Origin of the sequence: Pseudoalteromonas sp. PAST1, assembly GCF_021532515.1 — a bacterium.
In the GTDB taxonomy this organism is placed as follows: Bacteria; Pseudomonadota; Gammaproteobacteria; order Enterobacterales; family Alteromonadaceae; genus Pseudoalteromonas; species Pseudoalteromonas simplex.
On the sequence record NZ_JAKGBH010000001.1, the window covers coordinates 128405 to 154358 of the forward strand.

General features: G+C 42.7%; 31 protein-coding genes. 23 read left to right on the plus strand and 8 right to left on the minus strand.

Features of this window, described 5'->3' with window-relative positions:
- The 3 genes from L1272_RS00530 to L1272_RS00540 are packed head-to-tail and all read right to left on the minus strand — an operon-like array spanning position 1 to position 1852.
- Entirely contained in the window at positions 1-543 is a 543-nt protein-coding gene (locus tag L1272_RS00530; RefSeq protein ID WP_138618490.1) for a 1,2-dihydroxy-3-keto-5-methylthiopentene dioxygenase, read from the minus strand.
- Entirely contained in the window at positions 540-1226 is a 687-nt protein-coding gene (mtnC, locus tag L1272_RS00535) for an acireductone synthase (RefSeq protein WP_235372559.1), read from the minus strand. The genes L1272_RS00530 and mtnC overlap by 4 nt, the downstream gene beginning before the upstream one ends.
- A complete protein-coding gene (locus tag L1272_RS00540; RefSeq protein WP_166341190.1) occupies positions 1223-1852 on the minus strand; it encodes a methylthioribulose 1-phosphate dehydratase in 630 nt (209 codons plus the stop codon). The genes mtnC and L1272_RS00540 overlap by 4 nt, the downstream gene beginning before the upstream one ends.
- A gap of 99 nt (positions 1853-1951) precedes the next feature.
- On the opposite strand from L1272_RS00540, the gene L1272_RS00545 reads away from it, so the two are divergent.
- The 3 genes from L1272_RS00545 to L1272_RS00555 all read left to right on the plus strand — a co-directional run bounded on the left by L1272_RS00545 (position 1952) and on the right by L1272_RS00555 (position 5336).
- Positions 1952-3094, plus strand: coding sequence for a methionine aminotransferase (locus tag L1272_RS00545; protein ID WP_328249572.1), 1143 nt, complete (start codon positions 1952-1954; stop codon positions 3092-3094).
- Positions 3082-3855, plus strand: coding sequence for an amidohydrolase (locus L1272_RS00550; RefSeq protein ID WP_235372560.1), 774 nt, complete (start codon positions 3082-3084; stop codon positions 3853-3855). Before L1272_RS00545 ends, L1272_RS00550 begins: the two co-directional genes overlap by 13 nt.
- Positions 3856-3920: 65 nt before the next feature.
- Complete coding sequence (locus L1272_RS00555) at positions 3921-5336, plus strand: mannose-1-phosphate guanylyltransferase/mannose-6-phosphate isomerase (RefSeq protein ID WP_235372561.1); 1416 nt, start codon at positions 3921-3923, stop codon at positions 5334-5336.
- Between the two features lie 110 nt (positions 5337-5446).
- On the opposite strand, the gene L1272_RS00560 is transcribed toward L1272_RS00555, so the two are convergent.
- Both L1272_RS00560 and L1272_RS00565 read right to left on the minus strand, forming a co-directional pair.
- Complete coding sequence (locus L1272_RS00560) at positions 5447-6478, minus strand: cytosolic protein (RefSeq protein ID WP_235372562.1); 1032 nt, start codon at positions 6476-6478, stop codon at positions 5447-5449.
- A gap of 85 nt (positions 6479-6563) precedes the next feature.
- A complete protein-coding gene (locus L1272_RS00565) occupies positions 6564-7025 on the minus strand; it encodes an EVE domain-containing protein (protein WP_235372563.1) in 462 nt (153 codons plus the stop codon).
- 79 nt (positions 7026-7104) lie between these two features.
- On the opposite strand from L1272_RS00565, the gene tesB reads away from it, so the two are divergent.
- On the plus strand, positions 7105-7962 hold the full coding sequence (gene tesB, locus L1272_RS00570) for an acyl-CoA thioesterase II (RefSeq protein ID WP_054552365.1): 858 nt from the start codon (positions 7105-7107) through the stop codon (positions 7960-7962).
- Here tesB and plsB read toward each other — a convergent pair.
- Positions 7959-10409 (minus strand): glycerol-3-phosphate 1-O-acyltransferase PlsB, encoded by a 2451-nt coding sequence (plsB, locus tag L1272_RS00575; protein ID WP_235372564.1) that lies wholly within the window; start codon positions 10407-10409, stop codon positions 7959-7961. The two genes, tesB and plsB, sit on opposite strands and share 4 nt — an antisense overlap.
- Positions 10410-10840: 431 nt before the next feature.
- On the opposite strand from plsB, the gene rpsJ reads away from it, so the two are divergent.
- From rpsJ to L1272_RS00645, 14 genes are all read left to right on the plus strand, one after another.
- Entirely contained in the window at positions 10841-11152 is a 312-nt protein-coding gene (gene rpsJ, locus L1272_RS00580; protein ID WP_002957900.1) for a 30S ribosomal protein S10, read from the plus strand.
- A 27-nt stretch (positions 11153-11179) separates the two neighbouring features.
- Positions 11180-11815 carry a 50S ribosomal protein L3 gene (gene rplC / locus L1272_RS00585; RefSeq protein ID WP_036974218.1) on the plus strand — a complete coding sequence of 212 codons (636 nt, stop codon included), beginning with the start codon at positions 11180-11182 and terminating at the stop codon, positions 11813-11815.
- A 17-nt stretch (positions 11816-11832) separates the two neighbouring features.
- Positions 11833-12438 (plus strand): 50S ribosomal protein L4, encoded by a 606-nt coding sequence (gene rplD / locus L1272_RS00590; protein WP_062568199.1) that lies wholly within the window; start codon positions 11833-11835, stop codon positions 12436-12438.
- Positions 12435-12737: a 50S ribosomal protein L23 gene (rplW, locus tag L1272_RS00595; protein WP_054552368.1), complete on the plus strand. Its 303-nt coding sequence runs from the start codon at positions 12435-12437 to the stop codon at positions 12735-12737. Before rplD ends, rplW begins: the two co-directional genes overlap by 4 nt.
- A 17-nt stretch (positions 12738-12754) precedes the next feature.
- Complete coding sequence (gene rplB, locus L1272_RS00600; protein ID WP_054552369.1) at positions 12755-13579, plus strand: 50S ribosomal protein L2; 825 nt, start codon at positions 12755-12757, stop codon at positions 13577-13579.
- A 16-nt stretch (positions 13580-13595) separates the two neighbouring features.
- On the plus strand, positions 13596-13874 hold the full coding sequence (gene rpsS / locus L1272_RS00605; RefSeq protein WP_010376377.1) for a 30S ribosomal protein S19: 279 nt from the start codon (positions 13596-13598) through the stop codon (positions 13872-13874).
- A 14-nt stretch (positions 13875-13888) separates the two neighbouring features.
- Positions 13889-14221, plus strand: a complete 333-nt coding sequence (gene rplV, locus L1272_RS00610) for a 50S ribosomal protein L22 (protein ID WP_004588690.1) — start codon at positions 13889-13891, stop codon at positions 14219-14221.
- Between the two features lie 11 nt (positions 14222-14232).
- Positions 14233-14934, plus strand: coding sequence for a 30S ribosomal protein S3 (gene rpsC, locus L1272_RS00615; protein ID WP_054552370.1), 702 nt, complete (start codon positions 14233-14235; stop codon positions 14932-14934).
- Positions 14935-14946: 12 nt separating this feature from the next.
- Positions 14947-15360 carry a 50S ribosomal protein L16 gene (rplP, locus tag L1272_RS00620; protein WP_036974208.1) on the plus strand — a complete coding sequence of 138 codons (414 nt, stop codon included), beginning with the start codon at positions 14947-14949 and terminating at the stop codon, positions 15358-15360.
- Positions 15360-15551, plus strand: a complete 192-nt coding sequence (gene rpmC, locus L1272_RS00625) for a 50S ribosomal protein L29 (RefSeq protein ID WP_054552371.1) — start codon at positions 15360-15362, stop codon at positions 15549-15551. The genes rplP and rpmC overlap by 1 nt, the downstream gene beginning before the upstream one ends.
- Complete coding sequence (gene rpsQ / locus L1272_RS00630) at positions 15551-15808, plus strand: 30S ribosomal protein S17 (protein WP_054552372.1); 258 nt, start codon at positions 15551-15553, stop codon at positions 15806-15808. Before rpmC ends, rpsQ begins: the two co-directional genes overlap by 1 nt.
- Before the next feature lie 50 nt (positions 15809-15858).
- The gene (locus L1272_RS00635) at positions 15859-16668 is read left to right on the plus strand and encodes a hypothetical protein (RefSeq protein ID WP_235372565.1); all 810 of its coding nucleotides are present in this window, start codon (positions 15859-15861) and stop codon (positions 16666-16668) included.
- Positions 16669-16733: 65 nt separating this feature from the next.
- Positions 16734-17024 (plus strand): hypothetical protein, encoded by a 291-nt coding sequence (locus tag L1272_RS00640; protein ID WP_054552374.1) that lies wholly within the window; start codon positions 16734-16736, stop codon positions 17022-17024.
- Positions 17025-17096: 72 nt separating this feature from the next.
- Entirely contained in the window at positions 17097-17687 is a 591-nt protein-coding gene (locus L1272_RS00645; RefSeq protein WP_199528593.1) for a hypothetical protein, read from the plus strand.
- 43 nt (positions 17688-17730) lie between these two features.
- Here the strand turns inward: L1272_RS00645 and L1272_RS00650 are convergent, their stop codons facing one another.
- Positions 17731-19371: an endonuclease gene (locus tag L1272_RS00650; protein ID WP_199528591.1), complete on the minus strand. Its 1641-nt coding sequence runs from the start codon at positions 19369-19371 to the stop codon at positions 17731-17733.
- 348 nt (positions 19372-19719) lie between these two features.
- On the opposite strand from L1272_RS00650, the gene L1272_RS00655 reads away from it, so the two are divergent.
- The 5 genes from L1272_RS00655 to L1272_RS00675 all read left to right on the plus strand — a co-directional run bounded on the left by L1272_RS00655 (position 19720) and on the right by L1272_RS00675 (position 25443).
- On the plus strand, positions 19720-21534 hold the full coding sequence (locus tag L1272_RS00655; protein ID WP_199528589.1) for an assimilatory sulfite reductase (NADPH) flavoprotein subunit: 1815 nt from the start codon (positions 19720-19722) through the stop codon (positions 21532-21534).
- 48 nt (positions 21535-21582) lie between these two features.
- Positions 21583-23280, plus strand: coding sequence for an assimilatory sulfite reductase (NADPH) hemoprotein subunit (gene cysI, locus L1272_RS00660; protein ID WP_138599061.1), 1698 nt, complete (start codon positions 21583-21585; stop codon positions 23278-23280).
- A gap of 38 nt (positions 23281-23318) precedes the next feature.
- A complete protein-coding gene (locus L1272_RS00665; RefSeq protein WP_199528588.1) occupies positions 23319-24059 on the plus strand; it encodes a phosphoadenylyl-sulfate reductase in 741 nt (246 codons plus the stop codon).
- 100 nt (positions 24060-24159) lie between these two features.
- Positions 24160-24888: a substrate-binding periplasmic protein gene (locus tag L1272_RS00670; RefSeq protein WP_054552380.1), complete on the plus strand. Its 729-nt coding sequence runs from the start codon at positions 24160-24162 to the stop codon at positions 24886-24888.
- Between the two features lie 12 nt (positions 24889-24900).
- Positions 24901-25443 (plus strand): DUF4124 domain-containing protein, encoded by a 543-nt coding sequence (locus tag L1272_RS00675; RefSeq protein ID WP_166338913.1) that lies wholly within the window; start codon positions 24901-24903, stop codon positions 25441-25443.
- Here L1272_RS00675 and L1272_RS00680 read toward each other — a convergent pair.
- Positions 25440-25685 carry a hypothetical protein gene (locus tag L1272_RS00680; RefSeq protein ID WP_054552382.1) on the minus strand — a complete coding sequence of 82 codons (246 nt, stop codon included), beginning with the start codon at positions 25683-25685 and terminating at the stop codon, positions 25440-25442. The genes L1272_RS00675 and L1272_RS00680 overlap by 4 nt on opposite strands.
- Positions 25686-25954 lie beyond the last annotated feature (269 nt).

Consider the following 25954-nt stretch of genomic DNA (forward strand, 5'->3'; position numbering starts at 1 on the left):
TTAGTCCAGCAGCGGGAAGTTGGTAGCAATAGTTGACTCAGTGCTTTTAGCGACCCAACCTTCGGTATTATTGAATAAGCGAATTGCTGTGAACTCAGGGTCGCTGCCCATATCAAACCAATGTGGTGTGAGTTCTGGTACTGAAATTAGGTCGCCTTGTTGACACAGCACTTGATACACTTTATCGCCTAGGTGTAAGCAGAATAAGCCTTGGCCTTTCACAAAAAAACGAACTTCATCTTCGCTATGTGTATGCTCAAACAAGAACTTACCGCGTAGTTCGCTGGCATTCGGATTACCCTTAGCAAGCGAAATAACATCCACTGTTTGATAGCCCCCTTCAGCTTTTAAGCGCTCTATATCTTTAGCATAAGCAGTTAAAATTGCGTCATGACTGGTCTCTTGGTCAATCTGTGCTGTTGCTTGCCACTGCTCAAAGCGAACGCCAACGGTATTTAGTTCATTGGCAATCGCGCTTAAGTCTTCACTATGAAACAGTATGTTGTTTGCGTTGTTATCATTAAAAATAGTTAATTGGCTCATGCTAAAAGCTCCGCACTAAATGCTGTGAAATCGTTAATGTATGGGTGAGCGTCGCTTACTGCTTGTCCATCGCGAACAAGGTGTAAAGTGCCAAGTCCTGCAGCTTTGGCAGCATCAAGCTCTGCCACCACATCGCTTAAAAACAATACTTCGGCAGCGTCAAATGGCAGCTCGGCGATAATATTCTCATAAGAGCTTTGCTGTTGTTTTGCACCGACTTTAGTGTCGAAGTAATCACTAAATAAAGGTCTAACATCACCATAATCAGAAAACTCAAAAATCAGGTGCTGGGCTTTTACTGAGCCTGATGAGTAGACATATAAACTTTTACCAGCATGTTTTTGGGCTTGTAAAAAGTCATAAGCGTCAGGGTAAAGGTGGCCAGTAAAATCACCACTTTCGTAGCCTGTTTGCCAAATTAACCCTTGTAACTGCTTAAGTGGGGTAATTTTTTGATCCGTTTCAATCCAATGAATTAAATGACTAATAACCGTGTCGATATCGGCTTCTGGTTGCTCTATATGTGCCTTAACAGCCTCAATTTGGGCTGCTACTTCTGGGTCACTTTGATGTGACTTTACAAACTCAGGTAATTGCCCTGCCGCATAAGGAAATAATACGTCTTTAACAAAAGAAATGCGGGTAATTGTGCCTTCAATATCGGTTAAAATTGCTTTGATCATGGCTGAACTCCAGCTTGAATACCTTCTAGTTTTAAGCGCTCAAGCTCACAGCTAAATAGAAACTCTAATCCTTCTAAATGACGAAGTACTTCTTTGATATCTCGACCAACGACATATAAACCATGGCCACGAATTAATACGGCATGCTCAATAGGGGTGTGAAGGTGATGATCACTGACTAGTAAGCTTAAACGGTCAATGTCTTGGTCATTATCAAAAATGGGAATAGTTAAGGTATCTAAGTGCGATTTGATACCGCTTAAAGATTTTTGCATTTCGTAGCCATGCAAATTGATAGCGTGGCCTTTGATCACACGAGATAACACGGTTGCCGCAACAGAATGAGTGTGCAAAACAAATTTAGCTGATGGGATAAGCTTATACATATTCAAATGTAGCTCAGTTTCAGCTGATGGATTGCCAGAGCCTTTAGTACGATTGCCTTCATGATCAAATTCAATAAATGCATGAGTGCCGAGTTGACCTTTATCGAAACCACTTGCTGTGACGACATAACCGCTTGCAGTGCGGGCTGAAAAGTTACCACCAGTAGCAGGGACCCAGCCACGTTGGCTTACCCATTTACCAGCTTCAATTAGTTCTGAAATAGCGGTATTGTTATGCATATATTCCTCGACATTCTAAAAGTTATTTAGACGGCTATACATCTGTTTTAAGCAATGATAGCATCGCTTCGGGCGCAAAACCATCTTTAAGGAACCTCTGTGTTTGAAAGTAAATTGCCGAATTTAGGCACCAGTATTTTTAGTCAAATGACCGCTCTAGCAAATAAGCACCAAGCGCTTAATTTATCTCAGGGTTTTCCTGAATTTGATGCACCAGAATTACTAAAAAAACAGCTCAATCATTATGTACTTGAGGGAGCAAATCAATATGCGCCTTCAAGTGGGGTTGCAAAGCTACAACAGCAAATAGCAGCTCTGATAGCGAGAAAATACCATAACAACATAAATTACGAGCAACAAGTTACTGTTACGTCAGGGGCAACAGAGGCATTATTTGTAGCGATTCAAGCACTTGTCAAAGAGGGTGACGAAGTGGTGGTGTTTGACCCCGCTTATGACTCTTACCAGCCGGCAATTGAACTTGCAGGCGGTCGCTCAGTTCACGTTGCCTTACATGCGCCAGACTACAAAATCGATTGGCAAGCCGTAGCTGATGTCATCACAGACAAAACACGTGTCATCATCATCAACACGCCACATAACCCAAGCGGTAAAATTTTTAAAGCAGAAGATATAAATGCCCTTAAAGCGCTTGTTACTAAGCATGATTTATATGTAATTAGTGATGAAGTGTATGAGCACATTACCTTTGATGGTGCTTTGCATTTAAGTGCGCTGACTGACCCTGAGTTATTTGCACGCAGTTTTGTGATCTCAAGCTTTGGTAAAACCTTTCACAGCACCGGCTGGAAGATGGGTTATTGTGTTGCACCCGCTCAGCTGATGGTGGAGTTTCGTAAAATTCACCAATATGTGACCTTTTCAAGTTTTACGCCTGCCCAGCATGCATTAGCCGATATGCTTGAGTTAGAGCCTGAGCATGTTGATGAGCTAAGTTGTTTTTATCAACAAAAACGCGACTTGCTCAGCGAAGCACTAGCGCAAAGCCGTTTTAAAATATTACCAAGTGAAGGCACCTATTTTTTGCTACTCGATTACAGTGATGTGTCTGATCTTGATGATGTTGAGTTTTGCCAATGGTTGGTTGAGCAAGCGGGTGTTGCAGCTGTACCACTCAGTGTGTTTTATAATAGTGCAAGCAGCGACAAAGTGATTCGTTTATGTTTTGCTAAAAATGATGACACATTAAAATGTGCCGCGGAGATTTTATGCCAACTTTAACCTTAGCTTTAGTGCAGTCATCACTGCATTGGCTTGATAAAAGCGCTAACCTTGCGCACTTTACTGAGCAGCTTAACAGTTTAAACGAGCAAGTTGATTTAATTGTCTTGCCAGAAACATTTGCCACTGGTTTTGCGATTAATCTAGATTGCAGCGAACCACAACAAGGCGAGGTACTTAGCTGGTTAAAAGCCACAGCTAAGCAAAAAAATGCTGTGGTTGCAGGCTCTGTTTTAGTTGCAAAAGGCGACAAAAAGGCTAATCGCTTTTATTGGGTTTGGCCAAATGGCGAAGTGAAGTATTACGACAAACGCCATTTATTCTGTTTAGGTAACGAAGGCAATTTCGTCGCAGCAGGCGAGCATCGCGAGATATTCGCTATCAATGATTTTCGCATTTTGCCGCAAGTGTGTTACGACTTACGCTTTCCTGTATTTCAGCGTAATTGCAACGACTACGATGTGATGATCAACGTAGCTAATTGGCCAGCAGCTCGTCGCCATGTCTGGGATACCCTGCTAAAAGCACGCGCAATGGAAAACCTGTGTTATGTCGTGGGTGTCAATCGCATTGGTGCTGATGGTAATAATGTTGCCCACAGTGGTGGAACTGCCGTTTATGATTTTAAAGGTGACACCTTGGCTAAGCTCGAAGATGGCCAATCGGGTATCATTATTCAGCGCTTAGAAAAATCACCGCTTGATGACTTTCGAAGAGCGTTTCCTGCTCACTTAGATGCTGATCAATTTCAGTTACTGTAATTGCTCGAAGCCGCATACTCAAAAATTTGTTAAACTCATGGTTGGATTATTTACTTTAAGCAATCATGAGTCGCAAAATCACCCCCGTTATTCTTGCTGGTGGCATAGGTTCTCGTTTATGGCCTTTGTCGCGTAAAGCGATGCCTAAGCAGTTTTTGCCTTTGCTTAGCGAAAAATCACTGTTACAGAGCACGCTTTTACGAGTGGCTGACTCACGATTTAATGCGCCAATTCTAGTGTGCAATGAAGAGCATCGCTTTATCGCTAAAGCGCAAATTGCAGAAATCACAGATAGCTATACTTTATTGCTTGAACCTGAAGGTAAAAATACAGCCCCCGCGATTGCCCTAGCCGCTGAATTTGCATTGCAAAATGGTCTAACCGATCCCTTACTAGTCATGCCTGCTGATCACCATATCAGTGATTTTGATAAACTTATTGCCTGCTTCGATAATGCGATATCGCTTTGTCAGCAACAACAATTAGTAACCTTTGCCATTACTCCGACTGAGCCACATACCGGCTATGGTTATATTCGCCAAGGTGAACAGTTGGCTCATAAAGGCTGTTTTAAGGTGGCTGAGTTCAAAGAAAAACCAGCTCTGCAATTAGCCGAAAAATACCTTGCCAGTGGTGAGTATGGCTGGAATAGCGGCATGTTTTTATTTTTGCCAGATGTGTACTTGAGTGAGCTTAATCGTTTTGCGCCAAAGATTGCTGACAGTGTCGCAAAAGCGGCTAGCTTCACCGCAGATTTAGGGTTTCAACGGCCTGTTGCGGGTGCGCTCACAGCATGCCCAAGTGATTCTATTGATTATGCTATTTTGGAGCGTAGCGCTAACGTTGCTGTTATACCTGTTGACTTAAATTGGAGCGATGTTGGCAGCTTTTCTGCATTATCGAAAATCGCAGTAAAAGACCATCATGGCAACTATTTAGCTTCACAAGGGGTGAGTTTAGATAGCGAAAATAATCTACTGATCAGCGAGGCTGACCACACTATTGCGGCGCTCGGCGTGAGTAATCAAGCAATTATACATACTCATGATGCCACCTTAGTGGCAGACAAAAGTGCGCTCGATAAGCTCCCTGATTTACTTAAACAGCTTGCTGTTGTTGATAGCGATAAACTAACCCACCATCAAGCCGTATTCAGACCTTGGGGCAACTATCGAACTTTAATTGAAAGCACTGGCTTTAAAGTAAAGAAAATAATCGTAAACAGCGGCGCAAAGCTTTCAACTCAACGCCATCAGCACCGTGCAGAACATTGGGTTGTCGTATCTGGAGTGGCAAGCGTGCGAGTAGGTGATGATGAATTTGAATTATCCGCCGACCAATCTTGTTACATCGCGGCTAAGCAGCTACACAGCCTTGCTAATCAACAATACACGCCACTAATCGTTATCGAAGTACAAACCGGAGCGATACTTGATGAAACTGACATCGAGCGATTTGATGATAGGTATGGGAGGGGATAGCTGGAAGCTTTAAGCTTATCGAAAAAGAGGCTTTTTAACAGAGCTTATTTGAATCATAAGTTGGATTTTTGCCGCTTACTGCTAATGCTTCTAAACTTACAGCTGCTGTATCACTTCAACTGTTTTAGTTTATGGTCTATCACAGGATCATCCGGTGAGAGTTGCTGCGCTACTTCTAAGACCTTAATTGCATCGTTTGGGTGCTCATCTTGATGTTTGATTGCAACATCAATCAGCGGTTGCACATCAATCGCATCTTTTTGCTCTTGCATGTGCTCGGCTTTTTCTTCAGCTAAAATTGTATGCGCGGTGCTTAGTAAGGCTAAACGATGTGGCGAACTCTTGTTTGCCTTATTTAGACGACGATAATAGTCTTCTTTAAAGCGCAGCGTCTTGGTTTGCTGGCGGAATTGGGCGATATCAACTTGCTGGTGGCTTATAAAATCAACAGCAACATCTTTATAAAAGCCAAACTTATTTAAATATGTTGCATGAACACTATGGCCCATACCAAACACGCGTAAGTGGGTGAGTTGTGGGTAACGTTTAGCATGAGCTCGGTCGATACGATTAGTTGGGTCGTAAATAATATAACCCTTTGCATGGCCTAAATCTAAATCGTGGTAGTCACCGTTCCAATCGAATTTTTGCGCGATGTCAGTGCTTGAACGGTCATCCCATGGTGCTTTTTCTTTGTTTTTTGTGCTAACAGGGTGAAAGAGTAAAACTTTATCAAGCTTTAATAGATTGGCAAAGGCGCCAACGGCAAAGCCTCCTCGGCTCAAACCATAACCTAACCGCTCTTTGAATCCGCCAATCAGTGGTGCTAGCTGCTCAATGAAAAACAACAGATTGCGGTGCCTAAACCAGTTGCTAATGCCTAAATGTTGAAAGGCGATAATATTCACATCTTGCTTTTTCGCGAGCTTATAAGCCCAAGGCGAAAAATCATCATTAATATCATGTTCTTGATAATTTGTTCCAGCAGGAGAGAAGGTAATTAGCAGGGGCTTATTGGCATCAATGATATGGTATTTTACATAAACATCGCCGAGCAAATCACCGCCAGTCATAGGTACAAGGCTTTGTTGCTCATCGCGGGGAAGACGGGTCCATTCCTCTAACCAATACAGTAATTTCATACATCCCCCTTAGTACCTCTAAAATAAAGGGGCGAAATTATAGCAAAAATAGCAGCTCATTAAAAATGGCCGCTACTTTATACGCTTAGCCCTCGCTCATTGCGATGATTTGTTGCCAGTCATGTTCGGTGACAGGCATTACTGACAATCGGCCGCCTTTTTTAAGGGCAATTTCGGTGATTGCATCATTGGCTTTAATCGCTTGCAGGCTAACTAGCTTTTTAAGGTGTGATTGATATTGCACATCGACCACAAACCAGCGCGGGTTATCAGCGGTTGCTTTGGCGTCGTAGTAATCGCTATTTAAATCAAACTGTGTTGGGTCGGCATAAGCTTCGCGAGTTATCGTAGCAATACCAGCAACACCCACCTGTTTGCAACTTGAATGATAAATCATCACCAAGTCACCTTGCTTGATACCATCGCGCAGAAAGTTGCGGGCTTGATAATTACGCACGCCATCCCACATAGAGGTTTGCTCAGGTGCGTTTTTTAGATCATCAATTGAAAATGCATCGGGTTCGGTTTTAAAAAGCCAATAAGCCATAATGAGGTGCTCTTACAAAGATTTACTTCCAATTAGTCTATAGTATCATTAAACGCTTGTCGGGATTGAGGATAAATAAATGAGCCAAGTATTAGATGACCTACTGTCATTAATGTCGTTAGAAGAGATTGAGCAAGGCTTGTATCGCGGGCAAAGCCAAGATTTAGGATTTAGAGCGGTTTTCGGTGGCCAAGTAATGGGCCAAGCTCTATCTGCCGCAAAAGAAACATTACCACAAGGGCGTATTGTTCACTCTTTACACTCTTACTTTTTGCGCCCAGGTGATGCTGCAAAGCCGATTGTCTATGATGTAGAAAATATACGTGATGGTAAAAGTTTTAGTACTCGCCGTGTAAAAGCAATTCAATATGGTAAGCCGATTTTTTACATGACCGCTTCTTTCCAAGGTGAAGAAGAGGGCTTATCACATCAAGCGCAGATGCCTGATGTACCACAGCCTGAAGAATTAAAGTCATCGCTTGAATTTTACCAAGCAAATGCAGAGCTTATTCCTGAACCAATTCGAAATAAGTTCATCCGTGAAGTGCCAATTGAAATGCGCCCTGTGACTTTTCATAACCCATTCAAACCACAAGTGATGGAGCCAGTTAAGCATATTTGGTTTAAAGCTAATGGTGAGATGCCTGACGATCAGCGCATTCATAATTACTTACTTGCGTATGCATCTGACTTTGAGTTTTTACCAACTGCATTACAGCCGCACGGCGTATCGTTTATGCAGCCGAATATGCAGGTTGCAACGATTGACCATGCAATGTGGTTTCACCGCCCGTTTAGACTAGACGATTGGATTTTATATTCGATTGATAGCCCAAGTGCGAGCTCTGGTCGTGGTTTGGTGCGAGGTCAGTTCTTTGACCGTCAAGGCAATTTGGTTGCCTCAACGATCCAAGAAGGGGTTATGCGTCAGCGTTAATCTTTTGTGTGCTGAGCTTGGCTTTGCACTATATCGTCAATTGACTGCCAGACCCGTGCTGGCAGCAATGCTTTAAGGTATAAATACACCTCACATAGTTCATTGCTACCCGTTAAGCCTTGCTCTGTTTCGGTAATTAGCTTTTGCTCTCGCAAGCTTGAAATAAAACCAATAAGTACTTTTTTGTCGAAGAACTCAGGAGTTTTAATGCCATGCAAGGTGCCCAAGCGCTCTGCTAATACTTGGCTTTCGTGTTCAAGTTCTTCGCGCTCAATACCACTGCTAGTTTGAATAAAACCAACCACGATAGCGTAGCGTTGTAGTGTTAAGCTTAGGGCACGACCAAGCATTTCGAGTTTCGCTAAGCAGTCGTTGCTGTTTGTGATCTTGATATTATCGCCATCAATTTCAATCAGGTCCTGATCAACGAAGCTTGCAAGTACGCGCGTAATGTAGTTTTCATCTAACTCATGCAAGAACCACTCTTTGGCAAATAGCGGGTAAAAACGTGCAATTAAGGCTTGGCAATCTGCCATGGTAGTTTGATGTGCTTTGAATAAATGCAGCGCCAATAAGCTCGGTACTGCAAATAAGTGCAATACGTTATTACGGTAGTAGTTGAACAGTGTTTTTTCTTTATCGTTAATCGCGATAATTTCACCGAACTCATCACTGATCACATCAAACTTATTAAGTTTAAGGGCATGCTCTAGTAGCTGATCGGCGCTTTCGTCTGGTGTGGTCACCTTTTCACTGTAGCTGGCGCTACGCTGTAAATGTAGATAAAACTCAAGCTGAGCAATCAGCTTAGGTTTACTTAATGCGTGTTTATCATTTACCAGTAATATCATCGCAAGTAGATTCACCGCATTGAGTGCAGCGGCGCTATTAATATTAACCATTACTTTATCAGCAAGGTTGGCAACCTGGGGACCAAGCCATTGTGGCTTTTGCACGTCGGTTGGGTGAATAGACTCGCGCCAGTCAGGTTGTTGGTCATTGAGGTATTGGTTTATCGAAATAGGGTCGCCAAAGTTTAAATAACCACGACCATAGTTTTTCAGGTTTTTAATCGCCTTAAAGATACCTAATACCGACTCACCTTTTTTATCGTTACCGGCAAGCTCTTTTAAGTAGGTATTAATTTCCATTACGTGCTCATAACCAATGTATACAGGCACAATTGAAATAGGGCGGTCTATGCCACGTAACATGGCTTGTAATGTCATGGCGAGCATACCTGTTTTTGGCGGTAACAAGCGACCAGTACGGCTACGACCACCTTCAGTGTAAAACTTTACTGAATAGCCTTTGATAAATAACTGGCTCAGGTACTCTTTAAATACAGCTGAATATAACTTATTGCCTGCGAATGAGCGGCGAATAAAGAAAGCACCACTGCGACGGAAAATTCCCCCTGCCGGGAAGAAGTTTAAGTTGATACCCGCAGCGATATGCGGCGGAACTAAGCCTAAATGGTAAATAGAATAGGTCAGCAATAAGTAATCCATGTGCGAGCGATGACAAGGCATATAGATAATCTCGTGGCCTTTATCTGTGAGCTCATGCACTTGTTCTGAAAACTTAATATCAATCCCGTTATAAAGCTTATTCCACAGCCAAGTTAAAATACGGTCTGCAACACGAATGGTGGCATCGCTATAATTAGCGGCAATCTCATCAAGTAGCTTCAGCGCATTTTGGCGCGCTTGCTCTTGGCTAATGTTTTTTTCTTTCGCTTCTATTTGAATTGCTTTTTTTATTGTTGGTGAGGCAAGTAGCGAATTAAATAGCTGTTCACGTGATGGCATTTTCGGGCCTGTCGCTGCCAATTTTTGACGGCGAAAGTGCACGCGAGCAACACGTAAAAGCTTATGTGGTAGTTCATCAACATCGGCTTTTTCATTGACCAATAACGATAAATCGAGCGGCTGACTAAAGCGAATAAAGTTATCGCGCCCAGAAAATAGCAATACAAAGAACTTGCGAAACCAGCTTGGGGTTAACGAATGCGACACTAACGTGCCTAAGCCTGGCTTCTCTTTGCCTGGGTTTCGGCCCCATAAAATAGTCACTGGGATCACTTGGACGTTTTTCTCACCTGATTGCATCAGGTGATCAATAATTTGTTTGCCTTGCTGCAGGGCATTGCTTGGTTTGCTTTTGTTACCAAATAGCGGTGGTGGGTTTTGAATACCGATAAAGCGATCAAGTTCAGCATTACCTAATAACTGCTCTTCGGTCGGATTAGGTAAGCCGTTTTTTTTACATACCCTTGCCAGTGCTGCTAAATCAGAGCGTGCATTTAGCCTAACAATATAAAAAGTAGGGTTGGCAGGGTTTAGGTTGTATTGTTCAATCGGATTTTCTGGCAGCACCTTACTTTTTACAAACAAGCGGTTCATACCGGCAGAAATGAAATTTAAACAACGATTAATGATACGCATCAACTCACCAAAGTTATTAGTAGATATTAAATAGACCGAGTCTGGTCAAAAATAAGCGGCATAGAATAACAATTATTAACTGGACTGACCATTTAAAAGCGATTTTCTAGCCTCTTTACTCGCACAAGTATAATTTAAAGACGCTAATGTTATTGATAAAGTTCGAAAATTAAACAAAATTTAATTTAGACCTTTGAGATTTTCAAAATAGTTGTTGCATTTATCACCAATCTATCTATAATACGCAGGATTTCAAAATTCCCTCGGGAACTTGGAAGGAAAGATTAAGCTTGGATTTCAAGCTAATAAACAGGAATTCCGATTTGGAATTCAACGTAGATATAAGAAAGCAGCCGACATCTTAGTTATTAAGATTGTTTCGGTCGTTTTTTTATGCTCTTTTTAAATGCTCTTTATATTGAGGTTTAAGAATGTCAAATCAACGCATTCGTATTCGCCTAAAAGCTTTTGACCACCGTTTGATTGACCAATCAACGGCGGAAATCGTGGAAACTGCGAAACGCACTGGCGCTCAAGTACGTGGTCCAATCCCACTACCTACACGCTTTGAACGTTTTACTGTACTAACTTCACCGCACGTTAACAAAGACGCGCGTGATCAGTACGAAATCCGCACCCATAAACGTCTGATCGACATCGTAGAACCAACTGACAAGACTGTTGACGCTCTAATGCGTTTAGATCTTGCTGCTGGTGTTGATGTTCAAATCAGCCTGGGTTAATCGGAAGATTAGAGAGGTTTTAGGAAAATGGCATTAGGTCTAGTCGGTCGTAAAGTGGGTATGACACGTATCTTCACTGAAGATGGTGTATCTATCCCTGTGACAGTTATCGAAGCGACACCTAACCGCATTGCTCAGATCAAATCTGAAGCAACTGACGGTTATAACGCGCTTCAAGTAACCGCAGGCACTAAAAAAGCAAGCCGTGTAAACAAAGCAGCAGCGGGTCACTTCGCTAAAGCTGGTGTTGAAGCGGGTCGCGGTCTGTGGGAATTCCGCCTAAATGGTGGTGAAGGCGATTTTGAAGTAGGCGCTGAGCTTACTGTTGAATTATTCAACGAAATCAACAAAGTTGACGTAACCGGTACTTCTAAAGGTAAAGGTTTCCAAGGTGGTGTTAAGCGCTGGAACTTCAGCATGCAAGACGCTACTCACGGTAACTCTCTATCTCACCGTGCTCCTGGTTCAATCGGTCAAAACCAATCACCTGGTAAGGTGTTTAAAGGTAAGAAAATGGCCGGTCACATGGGTGCTGAGCGTGTAACGACTCAAAACTTAGAACTAGTTCGCGTTGACGCTGAGCGTAACTTGCTTTTAGTTAAAGGTGCAGTACCTGGCGCTATCGGCGGTGACGTTATCGTTAAACCAGCTGTTAAAGCATAAGTCCTGGAGATTTAGTGATGGAATTAGCAATTAAAGACGCTTCTGGCGCTCTTGAAGTTTCTGAAGCTACTTTTGGACGTGAGTTTAACGAAGCATTAGTACACCAAGTAGTTGTTGCTTACGCAGCAGGTGCTCGTCAAGGTACTCGTGCTCAGAAGACACGTTCTGAAGTAAGCGGTGGTGGTAAAAAACCATGGTCTCAAAAAGGTACTGGCCGTGCACGTGCTGGTACAATTCGTAGCCCAATTTGGCGTTCAGGTGGCGTTAGCTTCGCAGCTAAACCACAAGATCACAGCCAAAAAGTAAACCGTAAAATGTACCGCGGTGCGATCAAAAGCATCTTATCTGAATTAGTTCGTCAAGAGCGTTTAATCGTTGTTGAGCAGTTTGGTCTTGAAGCACCAAAAACTAAAGAACTAGTTGCTAAGCTTAAAGAACTTGAGCTTAAAGATGTTCTAATCGTGACTGAAGAAGTAGATGAGAATCTTTTCTTATCGGCACGTAACCTATACAAGGTTGACACGCGTGATGTAGCTGGTATCGATCCTGTAAGCCTAATCGCTTTCGATAAGGTACTTATTACAGCTGCTGCTGTTAAGCAACTTGAGGAGGCGCTAGCATGATCCGTGAAGAACGTCTTTTAAAAGTGATCCTTGCTCCACACATCTCTGAGAAAAGCACTATCGCTGCTGAAGAGAACAACACGATTGTTTTCAAAGTAGCTTCTGATGCAACTAAAGCTGAAATCAAAGCTGCAGCAGAAAAGCTTTTTGAAGTAGAAGTAACTGGTGTTCGCACACTAAACGTTAAGGGTAAAACAAAACGTACTGGCATGCGTTTCGGTCGTCGTTCAGACTGGAAGAAAGCTTACGTTACTCTTAAAGAAGGTAGCGAGCTAGACTTTGTCGGCGGCGCCGAGTAATAAGGGGAGTTAGAATTATGGCACTTCAAAAGTGTAAACCAACTTCTGCGGGTCGTCGTCACCTGGTTAAAGTGGTTAACCCAGATCTACATAAGGGTAAACCTTACGCACCACTACTAGAGAAAAACTCTAAGTCTGGTGGTCGTAATAACAAAGGTCGTATCACGGTTCGTCACATCGGTGGTGGTCATAAGCATCATTACCGTGTAATCGACTTTAAACGCACTAAAGATGGCATTCCAGCTGTTGTTGAGCGTCTAGAGTATGATCCAAACCGTAGCGCAAACATCGCTCTTGTATTATATGCAGACGGTGAGCGTCGTTACATTATTGCACCTAAAGGCTTAAAAGCTGGTGATTCAATCCAATCTGGTATTGATGCACCAATCAAAGCTGGTAACACGTTACCAATGCGTAACATGCCTGTAGGTTCGACTGTTCACAACGTAGAATTAAAACCAGGTAAAGGCGCGCAAATCGCACGTTCTGCTGGTGCATACGTTCAAATCCTTGCTCGTGAAGGTCAATACGTAACTCTACGTCTTCGTTCTGGCGAAGTTCGTAAAGTTCCAGCTGACTGTCGCGCAACACTTGGTGAAGTAGGTAATGCTGAGCATATGCTTCGTTCACTAGGTAAAGCTGGTGCAAATCGCTGGCGTGGTATCCGTCCGACAGTTCGTGGTGTTGCCATGAACCCGGTAGATCACCCGCACGGTGGTGGTGAAGGTCGTACATCTGGTGGTCGTCATCCTGTGTCTCCATGGGGTAAACCGACTAAAGGTGCTAAGACACGTAAGAACAAGCGTACTGATAAATTTATCGTACGTCGTCGTACTAAATAATAGTTGAGGAATAGCCATGCCACGTTCTCTCAAGAAAGGTCCTTTTATTGACCTACACTTGCTGAAGAAGGTAGAGAAAGCGTTGGAAAGCGGTGACAAGAAGCCAATTAAAACTTGGAGCCGTCGTTCAATGATCATACCTAACATGATCGGATTGACCATCGCTGTCCATAATGGTCGTCAGCACGTTCCTGTGTTCATCACAGACGAAATGATCGGTCACAAACTAGGTGAATTTGCACCAACTCGTACTTACCGCGGTCACGCTGCGGATAAGAAAGCGAAGAAACGTTAAGAGGGGAATGATAAATGCAAGCATTAGCTAAACATAAATTCGCCTCTGGTTCGGCGCAAAAAGCACGTCTAGTTGCAGATCAGATCCGCGGACTTCCGGTTGATCGCGCTCTAGAAATCCTGGCGTACAGCCCTAAAAAAGCGGCTGTATTAGTTAAAAAAGTACTTGAGTCTGCTATTGCTAACGCAGAGCATAACGAAGGTGCTGACATTGATGAGCTTCGTGTAACTACGATCTTTGTGGACGATGGTCCAACAATGAAGCGTATTATGCCACGTGCTAAAGGACGCGCAGACCGCATCCTTAAGCGTACAAGCCACATCACTGTTGTGGTTTCAGATAGCTAGGAGTATAAGTAATGGGACAAAAAGTTCATCCTACTGGTATTCGCCTAGGTATCTCTAAACCTTGGGTTTCTACCTGGTACGCGAATTCAAAAGATTTCTCTGATCAGCTTTTTGGCGATCACAAAGTACGTACTTTCCTTACTAAGGAATTAAAAGCGGCTTCTGTGTCTAAAATCGTTATCGAGCGTCCAGCTAAATCTATCCGTGTAACAATTCACACAGCTCGTCCTGGTGTTGTTATCGGTAAAAAAGGCGAAGACGTTGAAAAACTACGTCAAGCAGTAACTAAGATTGCAGGTGTTCCGGCTCAGATTAATATCGCTGAAGTTCGTAAGCCTGAACTTGATGCACAACTAGTAGCTGACGGTATTGCGTCACAGCTAGAGCGTCGTGTTATGTTCCGTCGCGCTATGAAGCGTTCGGTACAAAATGCAATGCGCATTGGTGCAAAGGGTATCAAAGTTGAAGTTAGCGGTCGTCTTGGCGGTGCTGAGATCGCACGTTCAGAATGGTATCGTGAAGGTCGTGTACCTCTACATACTCTTCGTGCTGATATCGACTACGCAACTTCTGAAGCCTTAACCACTTATGGTATCATTGGTGTTAAAGTTTGGATCTTCAAAGGCGAAGTTATTGGTGGTTTACCACTAGTACAAGAGCAAGAGAAGCCAGCTAAACGCGCGCCAAAGAAAGCCAAAAAAAGTGCTAAGTAGAGGTAGCGAGTAATGTTACAGCCAAAACGTACAAAATTCCGTAAAATGCACAAAGGCCGCAACCGCGGTTTAGCGCAAAACGGTAACAAAGTAAGCTTCGGTACTTTCGGTTTGAAAGCTACTGGCCGTGGCCGTATGACTGCTCGTCAAATCGAAGCAGCTCGTCGTGCTATGACACGTCACGTAAAGCGTCAAGGTAAAATCTGGATTCGTGTATTCCCAGATAAGCCAATTACGAACAAACCATTAGAAGTTCGTATGGGTAAAGGTAAAGGTTCTGTTGAATATTGGGTTGCTGAAATTCAACCTGGTAAAGTACTTTACGAAATGGAAGGTGTTTCTGAAGAGCTTGCTCGTGAAGCATTTAACCTTGCAGCGCGTAAATTACCATTCACAACAACTTTCGTAACTCGGACGGTGATGTAATGAAAGCTAGCGAACTAAAAGACAAAAGCGTAGAAGAGCTAAATGCTGAACTTCTAGGACTTCTTCGTGAGCAGTTCAACCTGCGCATGCAAGCAAGCACTGGTCAGTTAGCTCAGACACACACGCTAAGAACAGTACGTCGCGATATCGCGCGTGTAAAAACAGTTATTAACCAGAAGGCAGGTCAATAATGAGCGATAAAATCCGTACTCTTCAAGGCCGTGTAATCAGCGACAAGATGGATAAATCTTTCACTGTTGCTATCGCACGTTACGTGAAGCATCCAGTATATGGAAAATTCATCAAACGTACGACTAAACTACACGTACATGACGAAAACAACACAGCTCAAACTGGTGACGTAGTTACTATTTCTGAGTGTGCTCCTATTTCTAAGACTAAGTCTTGGACTTTAGTAGACGTTGTTGAGCGTCCAAAGAAAGCTTAATTTTTAATTAAGTTTCCTTACTAAAAAGCCCCGGCATCTGCTGGGGCTTTTTGTTTTTAAAATACCGCTTACCGCCATTTTCTGATGAACTATTTCACTCATCTGGCACTCTTAAAAATAAAAAGCGAGGCGCTTGGGTGTTAAAAGGGAATTACAAAGCATGGATCATCTCGATATCGCTACATACTGTGCTTTTGTTGTTACTAGCTCGATATGGCAAGTTTGTGAAGCTTCCCGCCGTCACAGAACCGCCCAAGGTAATCAACGCGTATGTGAGTGTCGATTTAACAAAGCTACCAAGTTTGCAGAAGACTCAAGACAAACCTTTATCGGATCAGCCGCCAGAAATAGTTGATGAAGCGAAGGCTTTGCCGCTAAGAGAGGAAACTCCTCATAGCAGTCCTAAGCAGAAAAGAGATGCTAAGGTTGTTGAATACTCAGTTAGTGAATCCCAAGAAGTGACAACTGAGGTCGCAAAGCCTGATCAGGCACCTGAACACTCAAAAATAACCGAAGTACCCTTTAAAAAGCTCAACCCGTATGCGCCAATTCCAGAACTTAAGTTTGAAAATGACTCTTCTAATGCATCGCTATTTGGTCAGGTGAACGCCGCAAATAGTAATTCTTCTGTAGGCAGGATATTTGTACCTGTGCAATTAACAGTATCAGATAAGGCAAAAGTCGTTTGGCAGAGTGGTGATGGCAGCAAGCGCATCGAGGTGCTAAATGGTATGTGTTATGGCATCGATTTTAATTCAGTGTTTGGTAAATCTGGAGTGCCAAGCGGTTCGCCCAGACCTTGTGAAGACAAGGATGCTAAATTATTTAAAGAAATAATGAATAAGTGGAGTAAAAACTAATAAAAAAACACTTTACCTCAACTTAACTTGAGCTTTTAAAGTGGCGTTTTTAAAAGGGCGCTACAATGAATCCATTAGAAAACTATCTATTAAGCTTGCAGATTAATACTTATAAAACTTCAATTTATCAAGTTATTGAAATACAAACGCGTATTTGGCAATCACTCCAATCAGGCTCTAGCTATGCACTGGCCATGCTGGAGGTATTAGAAGTAGTAAACCATTCAAAACAACAGCAGCATCAAGCACTGTTAAAGCAGGTGTTACAGCTTCTTGGCTATAGTGCCCAATCTCAAGTCGGTAATAATTTACTTGTTGCGCATAAGCGCTTTTCACATTCGTTAGAATTATTATGAGCTGTCATTATTAGGTCACAAAGGTTGGGTGAAATAATACTGTTTTAAGGATTGAAACGGAGTTTCTGCATCATGAATGAGCAGCCAGAGATAATTATTATAGGTAATGGCCCAATAAATACCGAGCTTGCTAAGCTGATTGATTGTTGCCCTCGTGTCGTTCGTTTTAACCGCTGTGCAGCAATGCCTACGCACCTAGGTAGGCGATGCACTGATCTATGGCTACTGGGCCGAGGAAGGCAGGCGCAAAGCTTACTTACTGATCCGCTTGTGATGCCGCTTGAAGGGATAAGTAAAGTTGTCGTCACTGATCCTGCGCCAAATTTACTTATGCAGCACATATTCAAACTGATCCGCCGTCAAAGCCGGCTTGACCATGGTGACGCTTTGTTTAATAAATATGGCAAAGGATTACAGCAAGAAAGGTTAACCCAGCAATTTCGCCAATCAGTCCTTGAGTATCTTTTAACGTTAGGGCCAACAATACATAAGCCATATTGCCCAAGTTCAGGAACTTTAGCGATTGTTCACTACCTTAAATTGTTTTCAAAAGTGCATATAGCAGGTTTTGGTTTTCAGGGCTGGAAGCGTCATCCGTGGCATTTAGAAAAACGCTATGTATCAGAGTTAATTCACGAAAACAAAGTCATTATGCTTGACTGAAAAAAGGCACTTAGCCGAAACTAAGCGCCTTGGCTTAACGAAGTTACCAAATCATTTCTACAAATTCTGGGTGATCCACAAATGGGTTGCGGTTACCTTGATGTTCATAAGCGGCTTGGTTACGGTCAAGCTCTAATTGGCTAACGGGATCCTCGTTATGCCACTTTAATAACATAGTAACGACCCAGCTCTCAAAGACCTGATTAGATGAACCATTCAGTACAGCGTTACTGTAGGTTGTGTTGTTTTGCCATGAGCCAATCACGTTTTCATAGCGTGTTGCCATATAGAAGTACGCTCTTGCAAAGTCACCTTTAAATTCATCAATTGGTTCAAAAACCGTTCCTGAGTAATTTAATGAGCTGGCTGCACTACCTACTTTGCTGCCGTTACTAGAAGTATAGTTTGCACTAGCTACTTCACCAAATGGGTAGTTACTGCGTTTTGAATTGACATAACCGTCAGTGGCAAAAATATGATGTACGTCTGAATTCATAGGCTCAATTGTTCCACCAAACCAACTTTTCGGGAAAGAATGCTCACGGTTGTAGCAGTCTGCTTCGCTGTTGTATGTCCCACATTGGTCGCTCACAGCAACATAGTTGTAGCTGTCTTGGCCTGCAGGGTTTTCTGAATAACGATCTAAAATAGAGTTGTCGTTTTCAAAATACTTATCGCGTGAAGCAACATCGTAAAAGCTCCAAATCGCAGAATAGCCTTGTGAGTTGTGATCTTTAATGATGTTGTATAACTCTGTTTTTAGTGCATAACCACTAAGGCCTTGCGTTGTAACATAGTATCCCGATGGCTCTGTTGGGGTTGTACCACCACCGTCACCGCCGCCTGAGCTATCGCCTAGGCTAAACGGCGTTGCTTCTGAGCTTTGGAAGCTTGCACCACTGGCAAGTACTGTTTGACCTAATGAAAGGCTGTAACTGCCATTGCCGAATGAGCAGCATATGCCATCACCATAACTATCAAAAATAGTAAAGCTATAGTCACCATCCGTTAAACATGCTTGCTCACTGTACTGAGTATTTGCTGCATAGCTGCCGCCTGATGCTACTGCACTACCTTGGCTATTGGTGATTTGCCAGCTGGTTTCTTCTCCATAGTTATCGGTAGTGAGGGTTAAAGACACTTGGTTATAGGCGCAGCTGCCCGAAGGTGGTGGGGTTGCGCCAGTGCTTGGTGCAAAGTTATCTACATAAACTACTTCGCTGCCATCAAAACCAGTTACGTCGTAAAAGCGCAGGCCAATATTAATTGATGTGGTAGCAGAGGCTGTGTACTGATAACTGATTTGTTGCCATTGATTAGTTAATGCTGAATTAGAATAGCCTTGATAGCCATCAACCACTAAGCGAGCTTTTACGCCGCCTTCTGTATGGTAAACCCAAGCTGAAAACTCATAAGTTTCACCCGCCACTACATCAACTAGCTGCTGTAAATCGGTATTACTTTGCGTGCCAGTATTAACCACGACTTGCGCTGAGTAATTACCTGAGTAAACCACATTACTATTAGCGCTAAGGCTAATACCGCTATCTATGGTGCTCCAGCTTGCAGGGGTGTTTGCTGACCAGCTTTCGAAGCTGGCGTTATTAACATTTGCCAATGCTGAACTCGCTAGGCACAGTAAGCCACTGGCTAGCATATATTTTTTACATGTCCCGTGTGACATTGTATTTTCCTTTTTTATATTTTAATAGTTTTTGCTGTTCTTAAAATGAACACAGCGAGTATAGGCTAATTGGCTTATGTTGCAATAATGTTAATTAATAAAAGTTTCTTATTTGGGAATTTTTGCTTTTAACATGTTTTTTTTGGATAAATACTAAATTAATAACTAAATGGAATATCAAAGCAGATTCTATTCTTTTTTAATCGCCTCAGACCTCGTTATTCTTCACGCTCAGATAAACCTTTAAAGCGTTTTTATTAGGTCTTTAAAGTCGAAAAAATTGTTCGCGAAATGACGGTAGCAAGTTCGTTTCGCAGTTAACTTTTCAGGGTTACGAGGAATAAATTCATGTTGTTAAGTCAACTAAATGCAGCGGCGAGCCCGCTATCGCAAGAGCAAGTACAAAAGCTGCAAGGCTTAGTGGCTGAACTTAATCCAATTCAGCAAGCGTGGGTAAGTGGTTACTTAGCTGCAAATGCCAACGCAGGTGCATTAACCGGTGGTGTTGCAGCCGCTCCAGATTCAGGTGATGCGGCCCCGCTAACTATTTTATACGGCTCTCAAACGGGTAACGCAAAAGGCGTGGCAAGTAAGTTAAAAGAGCAAGCAGAGTCGCGCGGTCTAACGGTTAAGTTAGTAAACATGGCTGACTACAAACCAACTGCCCTGAAAAAAGAAAAGTTCATCACGGTTGTTGTTTCAACTTATGGTGAGGGTGAACCACCAGAAGACGCTGAAAGTCTGCATGAATTCTTAACGACTAAAAAAGCACCAAAACTAGATGGTGTTAAAGTGGCTGTGATCGGCTTAGGTGATTCAAGCTACGAGTTCTTCTGCCAAACAGCAAAAGATTTTGAAGAGCGTTTTAACAAGCTTGGCGCAGAAACTATTTTCCAGCGTGCTGACTTAGATGTTGATTACGATGATGAAGCTGCTAAGTGGATTGACGGTGCACTTGATGCGTTTGAACCTGATCTTAAAGCGCAGCAGCAAGCAAGTGGTGGTCAAGTTGTGGCGATGCCATTTGGTGCAGCGGCACCAGCAGCAAGCCAATACACCAAGCAAAACCCATTTGCTGCAGAGCTAAGCGTTGTGCAAAAAATTACCGGTCGTGATTCAACCAAAGATGTGCGTCATGTTGAAATTTCATTAGAAGGTTCAGACATCACCTATACACCGGGTGATTCGCTAGGCGTTTACTTCTTAAATGACGAAGCGCTTGTTGATGAAGTACTTACGCTTACACAAATCGATGCATCTAGTACGGTTGAACTCGGCGACGAAGAACTAAGTATTCGTGATGCGTTAATCGAAAAATTAGAACTAACTCAGTCATACCCAGGCTTTGTTGAAAAATATGCAACAGCAACGGGCAACCCTGATTTATTAAAGTTAGTTGAAGATAAAGCGGCAATGCGTGAGTACATTGAGCCTCGCCAAATCTTCGATATTATTCGTCAAAACCCAGCTCAGCTTGAAGCACAAACCTTAGTAGACTGCTTACGTAAACTACAAGCACGTTTATATTCGATTGCATCTAGCCAAGCAGAAGTTGAAGAAGAAGTTCACTTAACGGTGGGTCTGGTTGAGTTTGATGCATTCGGCAGCGAGCACTTAGGTGGTTGTTCTGGCTATTTAGCACGTCGTGCTGAGGAAGGCTGCAAAGTAAAAGTATTCAGCGAGCATAACGATAACTTCCGTTTACCGGCTAATGATGAAACGCCAATTATCATGGTAGGTCCGGGTACGGGTATTGCACCTTTCCGTGCGTTTTTACAAGAGCGTGATGCCCGTGAAGCAAGCGGTAAAAACTGGTTATTCTTTGGTAACCCACACTTTACCCAAGACTTTTTATATCAAGTAGAAATTCAAAGTTACTTGAAGTCAGGTTTATTGACTAAAGTGGATGTGGCGTTTAGCCGTGACCAAGCGGAAAAAGTATATGTTCAAGACAAGCTTCGTAAAAACAGCCAAGAAGTATTTGCTTGGTTAGAAGCGGGTGCTCATTTCTATATCTGTGGTGATGCAAACCGTATGGCGAAAGATGTTCATCAGGCGCTTGTAGACATTATCAAAGAAAATAGCGGCAAAGATGATGAACAAGCTGAGCAATACTTAAAAGATTTACGTAGCGCAAATCGCTATCAGAAAGACGTGTACTAATCACGTTAAAAGCTAACAGCCGTCACTGTAACAAATTTAGGAAATACCATGAGCGAACAAGACAAAAACGTAAAGCTTTCTGATAACGAGCGTTTGAAAAGAGAAAGTAACTTTTTACGTGGCACAATTGAGCAAGATTTAAAAGACGAGATCACCGGTGGTTTCACTGCTGATAACTTCCAACTGATCCGTTTCCACGGCATGTACCAGCAAGATGACCGTGACATTCGCCCTGAGCGCGCTAAACAAAAATTAGAGCCGTTACATAACGTAATGTTACGTGCTCGTATGCCTGGCGGTATCATCAAGCCAGAGCAATGGTTAGCGATTGATAAGTTTGCTGAAGAGAAAACCAGCTATGGCAGTATTCGTTTAACCACGCGTCAAACGTTCCAGTTCCATGGTGTGCTTAAGCCAAACATTAAAGGTATGCACCAAATGCTTAATAGCGTGGGTATTGACTCAATTGCAACGGCGGGCGACGTAAACCGAAACGTATTATGTACAACGAACCCAGTTGAGTCTGAGCTTCACCAAGAAGCTTACGAGTGGGCAGCGAAGATCTCTGAGCACCTATTACCAAAAACCAAAGCGTACGCTGAAATTTGGTTAAATGGCGAAAAGAGTGAAACTACTGAAGAGCCAATCTTAGGTTCAACTTACTTACCGCGTAAGTTTAAAACCACAGTAACAATTCCACCGAACAATGAAGTGGATGTGCATGCGAACGACTTAAACTTCGTGGCAATCGCAGAAAACGGCAAGTTGGTTGGCTTTAACGTGTTAGTGGGTGGTGGTCTTGCGATGACTCACGGTGATACAGCAACGTATCCTCGTAAAGCAGATGACTTTGGTTTCATTCCACTTGAGCACACGTTAAAAATTGCTGAGCACGTGGTGTCTGTACAGCGTGATTGGGGTAACCGCTCAAATCGTAAAAATGCGAAAACTAAATACACACTAGACCGTGTAGGTTCTGATGTATTTAAAGCTGAAGTTGAAAAACGTGCCGGTGTTCAATTTCAGCAGAGCCGCCCGTATGAGTTCACTCACCGTGGTGACCGTATCGGTTGGGTTGAAGGTATTGATGGTAAGCACCACTTAACGCTGTTTATCCAAAGTGGCCGTATTTTAGATTACCCAAACCAACCACTTAAAACAGGCTGTCGTAAAATTGCTGAAATTCACCAAGGTGATTTCCGCATGACTGCAAACCAAAACTTGATCATCGCAGGTGTTCCGGCTGATCAAAAAGCGGTAATCGAAGAAATTGCTCGCAACCATGGCTTAATTGATGACAGCCATACAGAGCAGCGTAAAAACTCAATGGCGTGTGTGGCATTACCAACCTGTCCGCTAGCGATGGCTGAGGCAGAGCGTTATTTACCAAGCTTAATTGAGAAAACAGAAGCGCTATTAGCTAAGCACGGCATTAGCGATGACAACATCATTATGCGTGTTGTGGGTTGTCCGAATGGCTGTGGCCGCGCCATGTTGGCAGAAGCGGGTCTGGTTGGTAAAGGTCCGGGTAAATACAACGTGTACTTAGGCGGTAACCGCGAAGGCACGCGTATTCCAAAATTGTATTTAGAAAATGTCGGCGAAGACGTATACCTAGACGCATTCGATAAGCTAATTGGCCAATGGGCAAGTGAGCGTAATGAAGGCGAGTGTTTTGGTGATTTTGTAATTCGCAAAGGCATTGTTGCTGAAGTTAAAGTTTCAGTAACCGATTTTCACGCATAATTTTATAAGCGACACCGCTTTAAGGTTTGGAATTAACCATGAGTGAATTTAAAGACATCTTAACGATGAGCAAAGAAGACCAAACAGCCATGCTGGCTGATATTAATGGTCTTCTGACTGATAAAAGCGCAGAAGAGCGTGTTGCGTGGGCACTTGAAAACTTACCAAGCACGCACTTTTTGTCGTCGAGCTTTGGTATTCAAGCGGCTGTGATGTTGCACTTAGTGACATCAAAGCAGCCAGATATTCCTGTGGTACTGACTGACACGGGCTATTTGTTCCCTGAGACTTATCAGTTCATTGAACAAATGACGGAGCGACTTTCGCTTAATCTTAAGGTTTATAAAGCACAGCTTAGCCCAGCGTGGCAAGAAGCAAAGTTTGGTAAACTTTGGGAGCAAGGTGAAGAGGGTATTAAGCAGTACAATCAACTGAATAAAGTTGAGCCAATGACTCGCGCTTTAAACGAGCTGCAAGCAGGCACCTGGTTTAGTGGTTTGCGCCGTGACCAGTCATCAAGCCGTGCTGATAAGCAAATTGTTGAAATTAGCCGTGGCACAGTGAAAGTGTACCCACTTATCGAGTGGAATAACCGCGATATTTATCAGTATCTAACTAAGCATGATTTGCCGTATCACCCGCTTTGGGAGCAAGGTTATGTGTCTATGGGGGATGTTCACACCACCCGTAAACTTGAGCCTGGCATGACAGAAGAAGAAACGCGTTTCTTCGGTTTAAACCGTGAATGTGGCTTACATATTGATGGTGACGGTATCTAATCCTAAATTCCTATCAGAATTTTCTCAAAGCGCAGCTTAGCCTGCGCTTTTTTTGTGCTATTTATATACAATCCCTGGCTCAATTTTATGAGAGAAAATTATGAGTCGTGCCGTTGTTTTTTTATTATTGCTATTAATTACGCCTTTAGTGCGAGCAGAAACTTTACGTGTTGCGTTGTATGACACGGATTACCCACCTTATCATTTTGTTGATAGCGGTCAAAAAGGCCTAGTCGCTGACCTATTAAGCCGCTTTGCCGAAAAATATAATTATGATCTTCAGTACATGCTGGTACCAGAAGTGCGTTCGCAGCATTTACTTGATGAGGGTCAGGTTGATGTTCGTTTAGAGTCTGAGCAATGGTATCGTGGAGATAATCAATATTATTGGAGTGATAGTATTGCGATTGTTGAAGATATTTTAGTTATGCCCAGAGGTTGTCATATTCCAGCGATTGATGAGCTCGGCGGCTATGTGTTGATGGCTCGCTTTGGTTACACTTACCCGCAATTTGAAGCATTGTTTGCAGCTGGCAAGTTGCATCGTGAAGATTTTTACTCTGAAATAGATATGTTGAATGCTTTAGTCGATATGCAGCAAAATCAACGTGTTGCCGTCATCTCAAAAAACACATTGCAGTGGTATGCCTCAAGAAATCATGTCTTTAAGAAATTCACGGTAAGTGATTACAGTGTGGGTAGAGCGCCGATGCAATTACAGTTTACATACAATGAAAAAGGTAAGCATATGAGCGAGCAATTTAACGAATTTATGAAAAATCTTAAATCATCCGGTGAATTTGCTAAGATTGAGAGTAACTACCAATAATCGGTAAATGGAATGATTAAGCGTTTTTGTTATCTTGCGGTTATGTTGCTACTGACCAGTGTTGCCCTGCTGTTTTACATTAAAAAGCCAGACGGTAAACCTTACCTAGAGCTGAGCATGTTCGAGCGTTACGCAGAAAAAGTAAGTGGTGATGTGAGTGATTTTGCTTCGCAAGGTGCCGATACACTGACCAGCCAAGCAAAAAAGCTCACTGAGACGTTGAGCTTTAGCAAAAACGCGGATGCACCTGTCGTCGTGTATAAATGGCAAGATGAACATGGTCAGTGGCACTATGCTGATACCCCTCACCCTAATTACGTTAGTACTACAGTAACTTTGGATCCGAACGATATAACTGTGTTACCTGCAGAGACTTTTCAAGCTGATGAAAAGCAAGCTGCAACAGTTAAAACTGACGAAGTACCTTCAGCGCTTGGGATATACGACCCTAAAAATGTACAAAAGATGATGCAAGATGCTGAGCAAGTAAAACAGCTTATGGAGCAACGTAACAAGCAACTTGAGCAGCAGCTCAAAGAGCAAGGTGGGAATTAGCTTTGTTTGTTTTGAGCTGTGAGATCGCTTTCCATTTTCATCAGTAAAATAGTGAGATAAATTTTGGTGGGTAACGAGAACAGCACACCAACAGCAATACACGCTGCGCTTATCATAATGCCATGTATACCCATGCTATCACTTAAGTAATTGCCGGCTAATAAAGAATGCCCCAAAATGATTAGACAAATACCTAAAATAATAAAGGTTTTTAAGATTCGAATGATGGTTTGTTCAGTCATACAAGCACCTCACTTTAGCCTTAATTAAAGTGTAGGTACTGTTGTCATTAAGAGGATTGTTCTAAATCAAGCAAGTGTCGGTTATTTGTCTAATTTTAACGCGCTGGTTTTTATGCGCTTTTCATTTTTTGTAAATAAGTGTGTTGCTCTAAACTGTAATTTATACCAATTCGCTTAATTAAGTGGTCTATTTTGAGGCAATAAAACCTCGTTGATAACAAGGCAAAAATTTCGTTATTTAGTTTGTTCTAAATCAGAAATTTTTAACG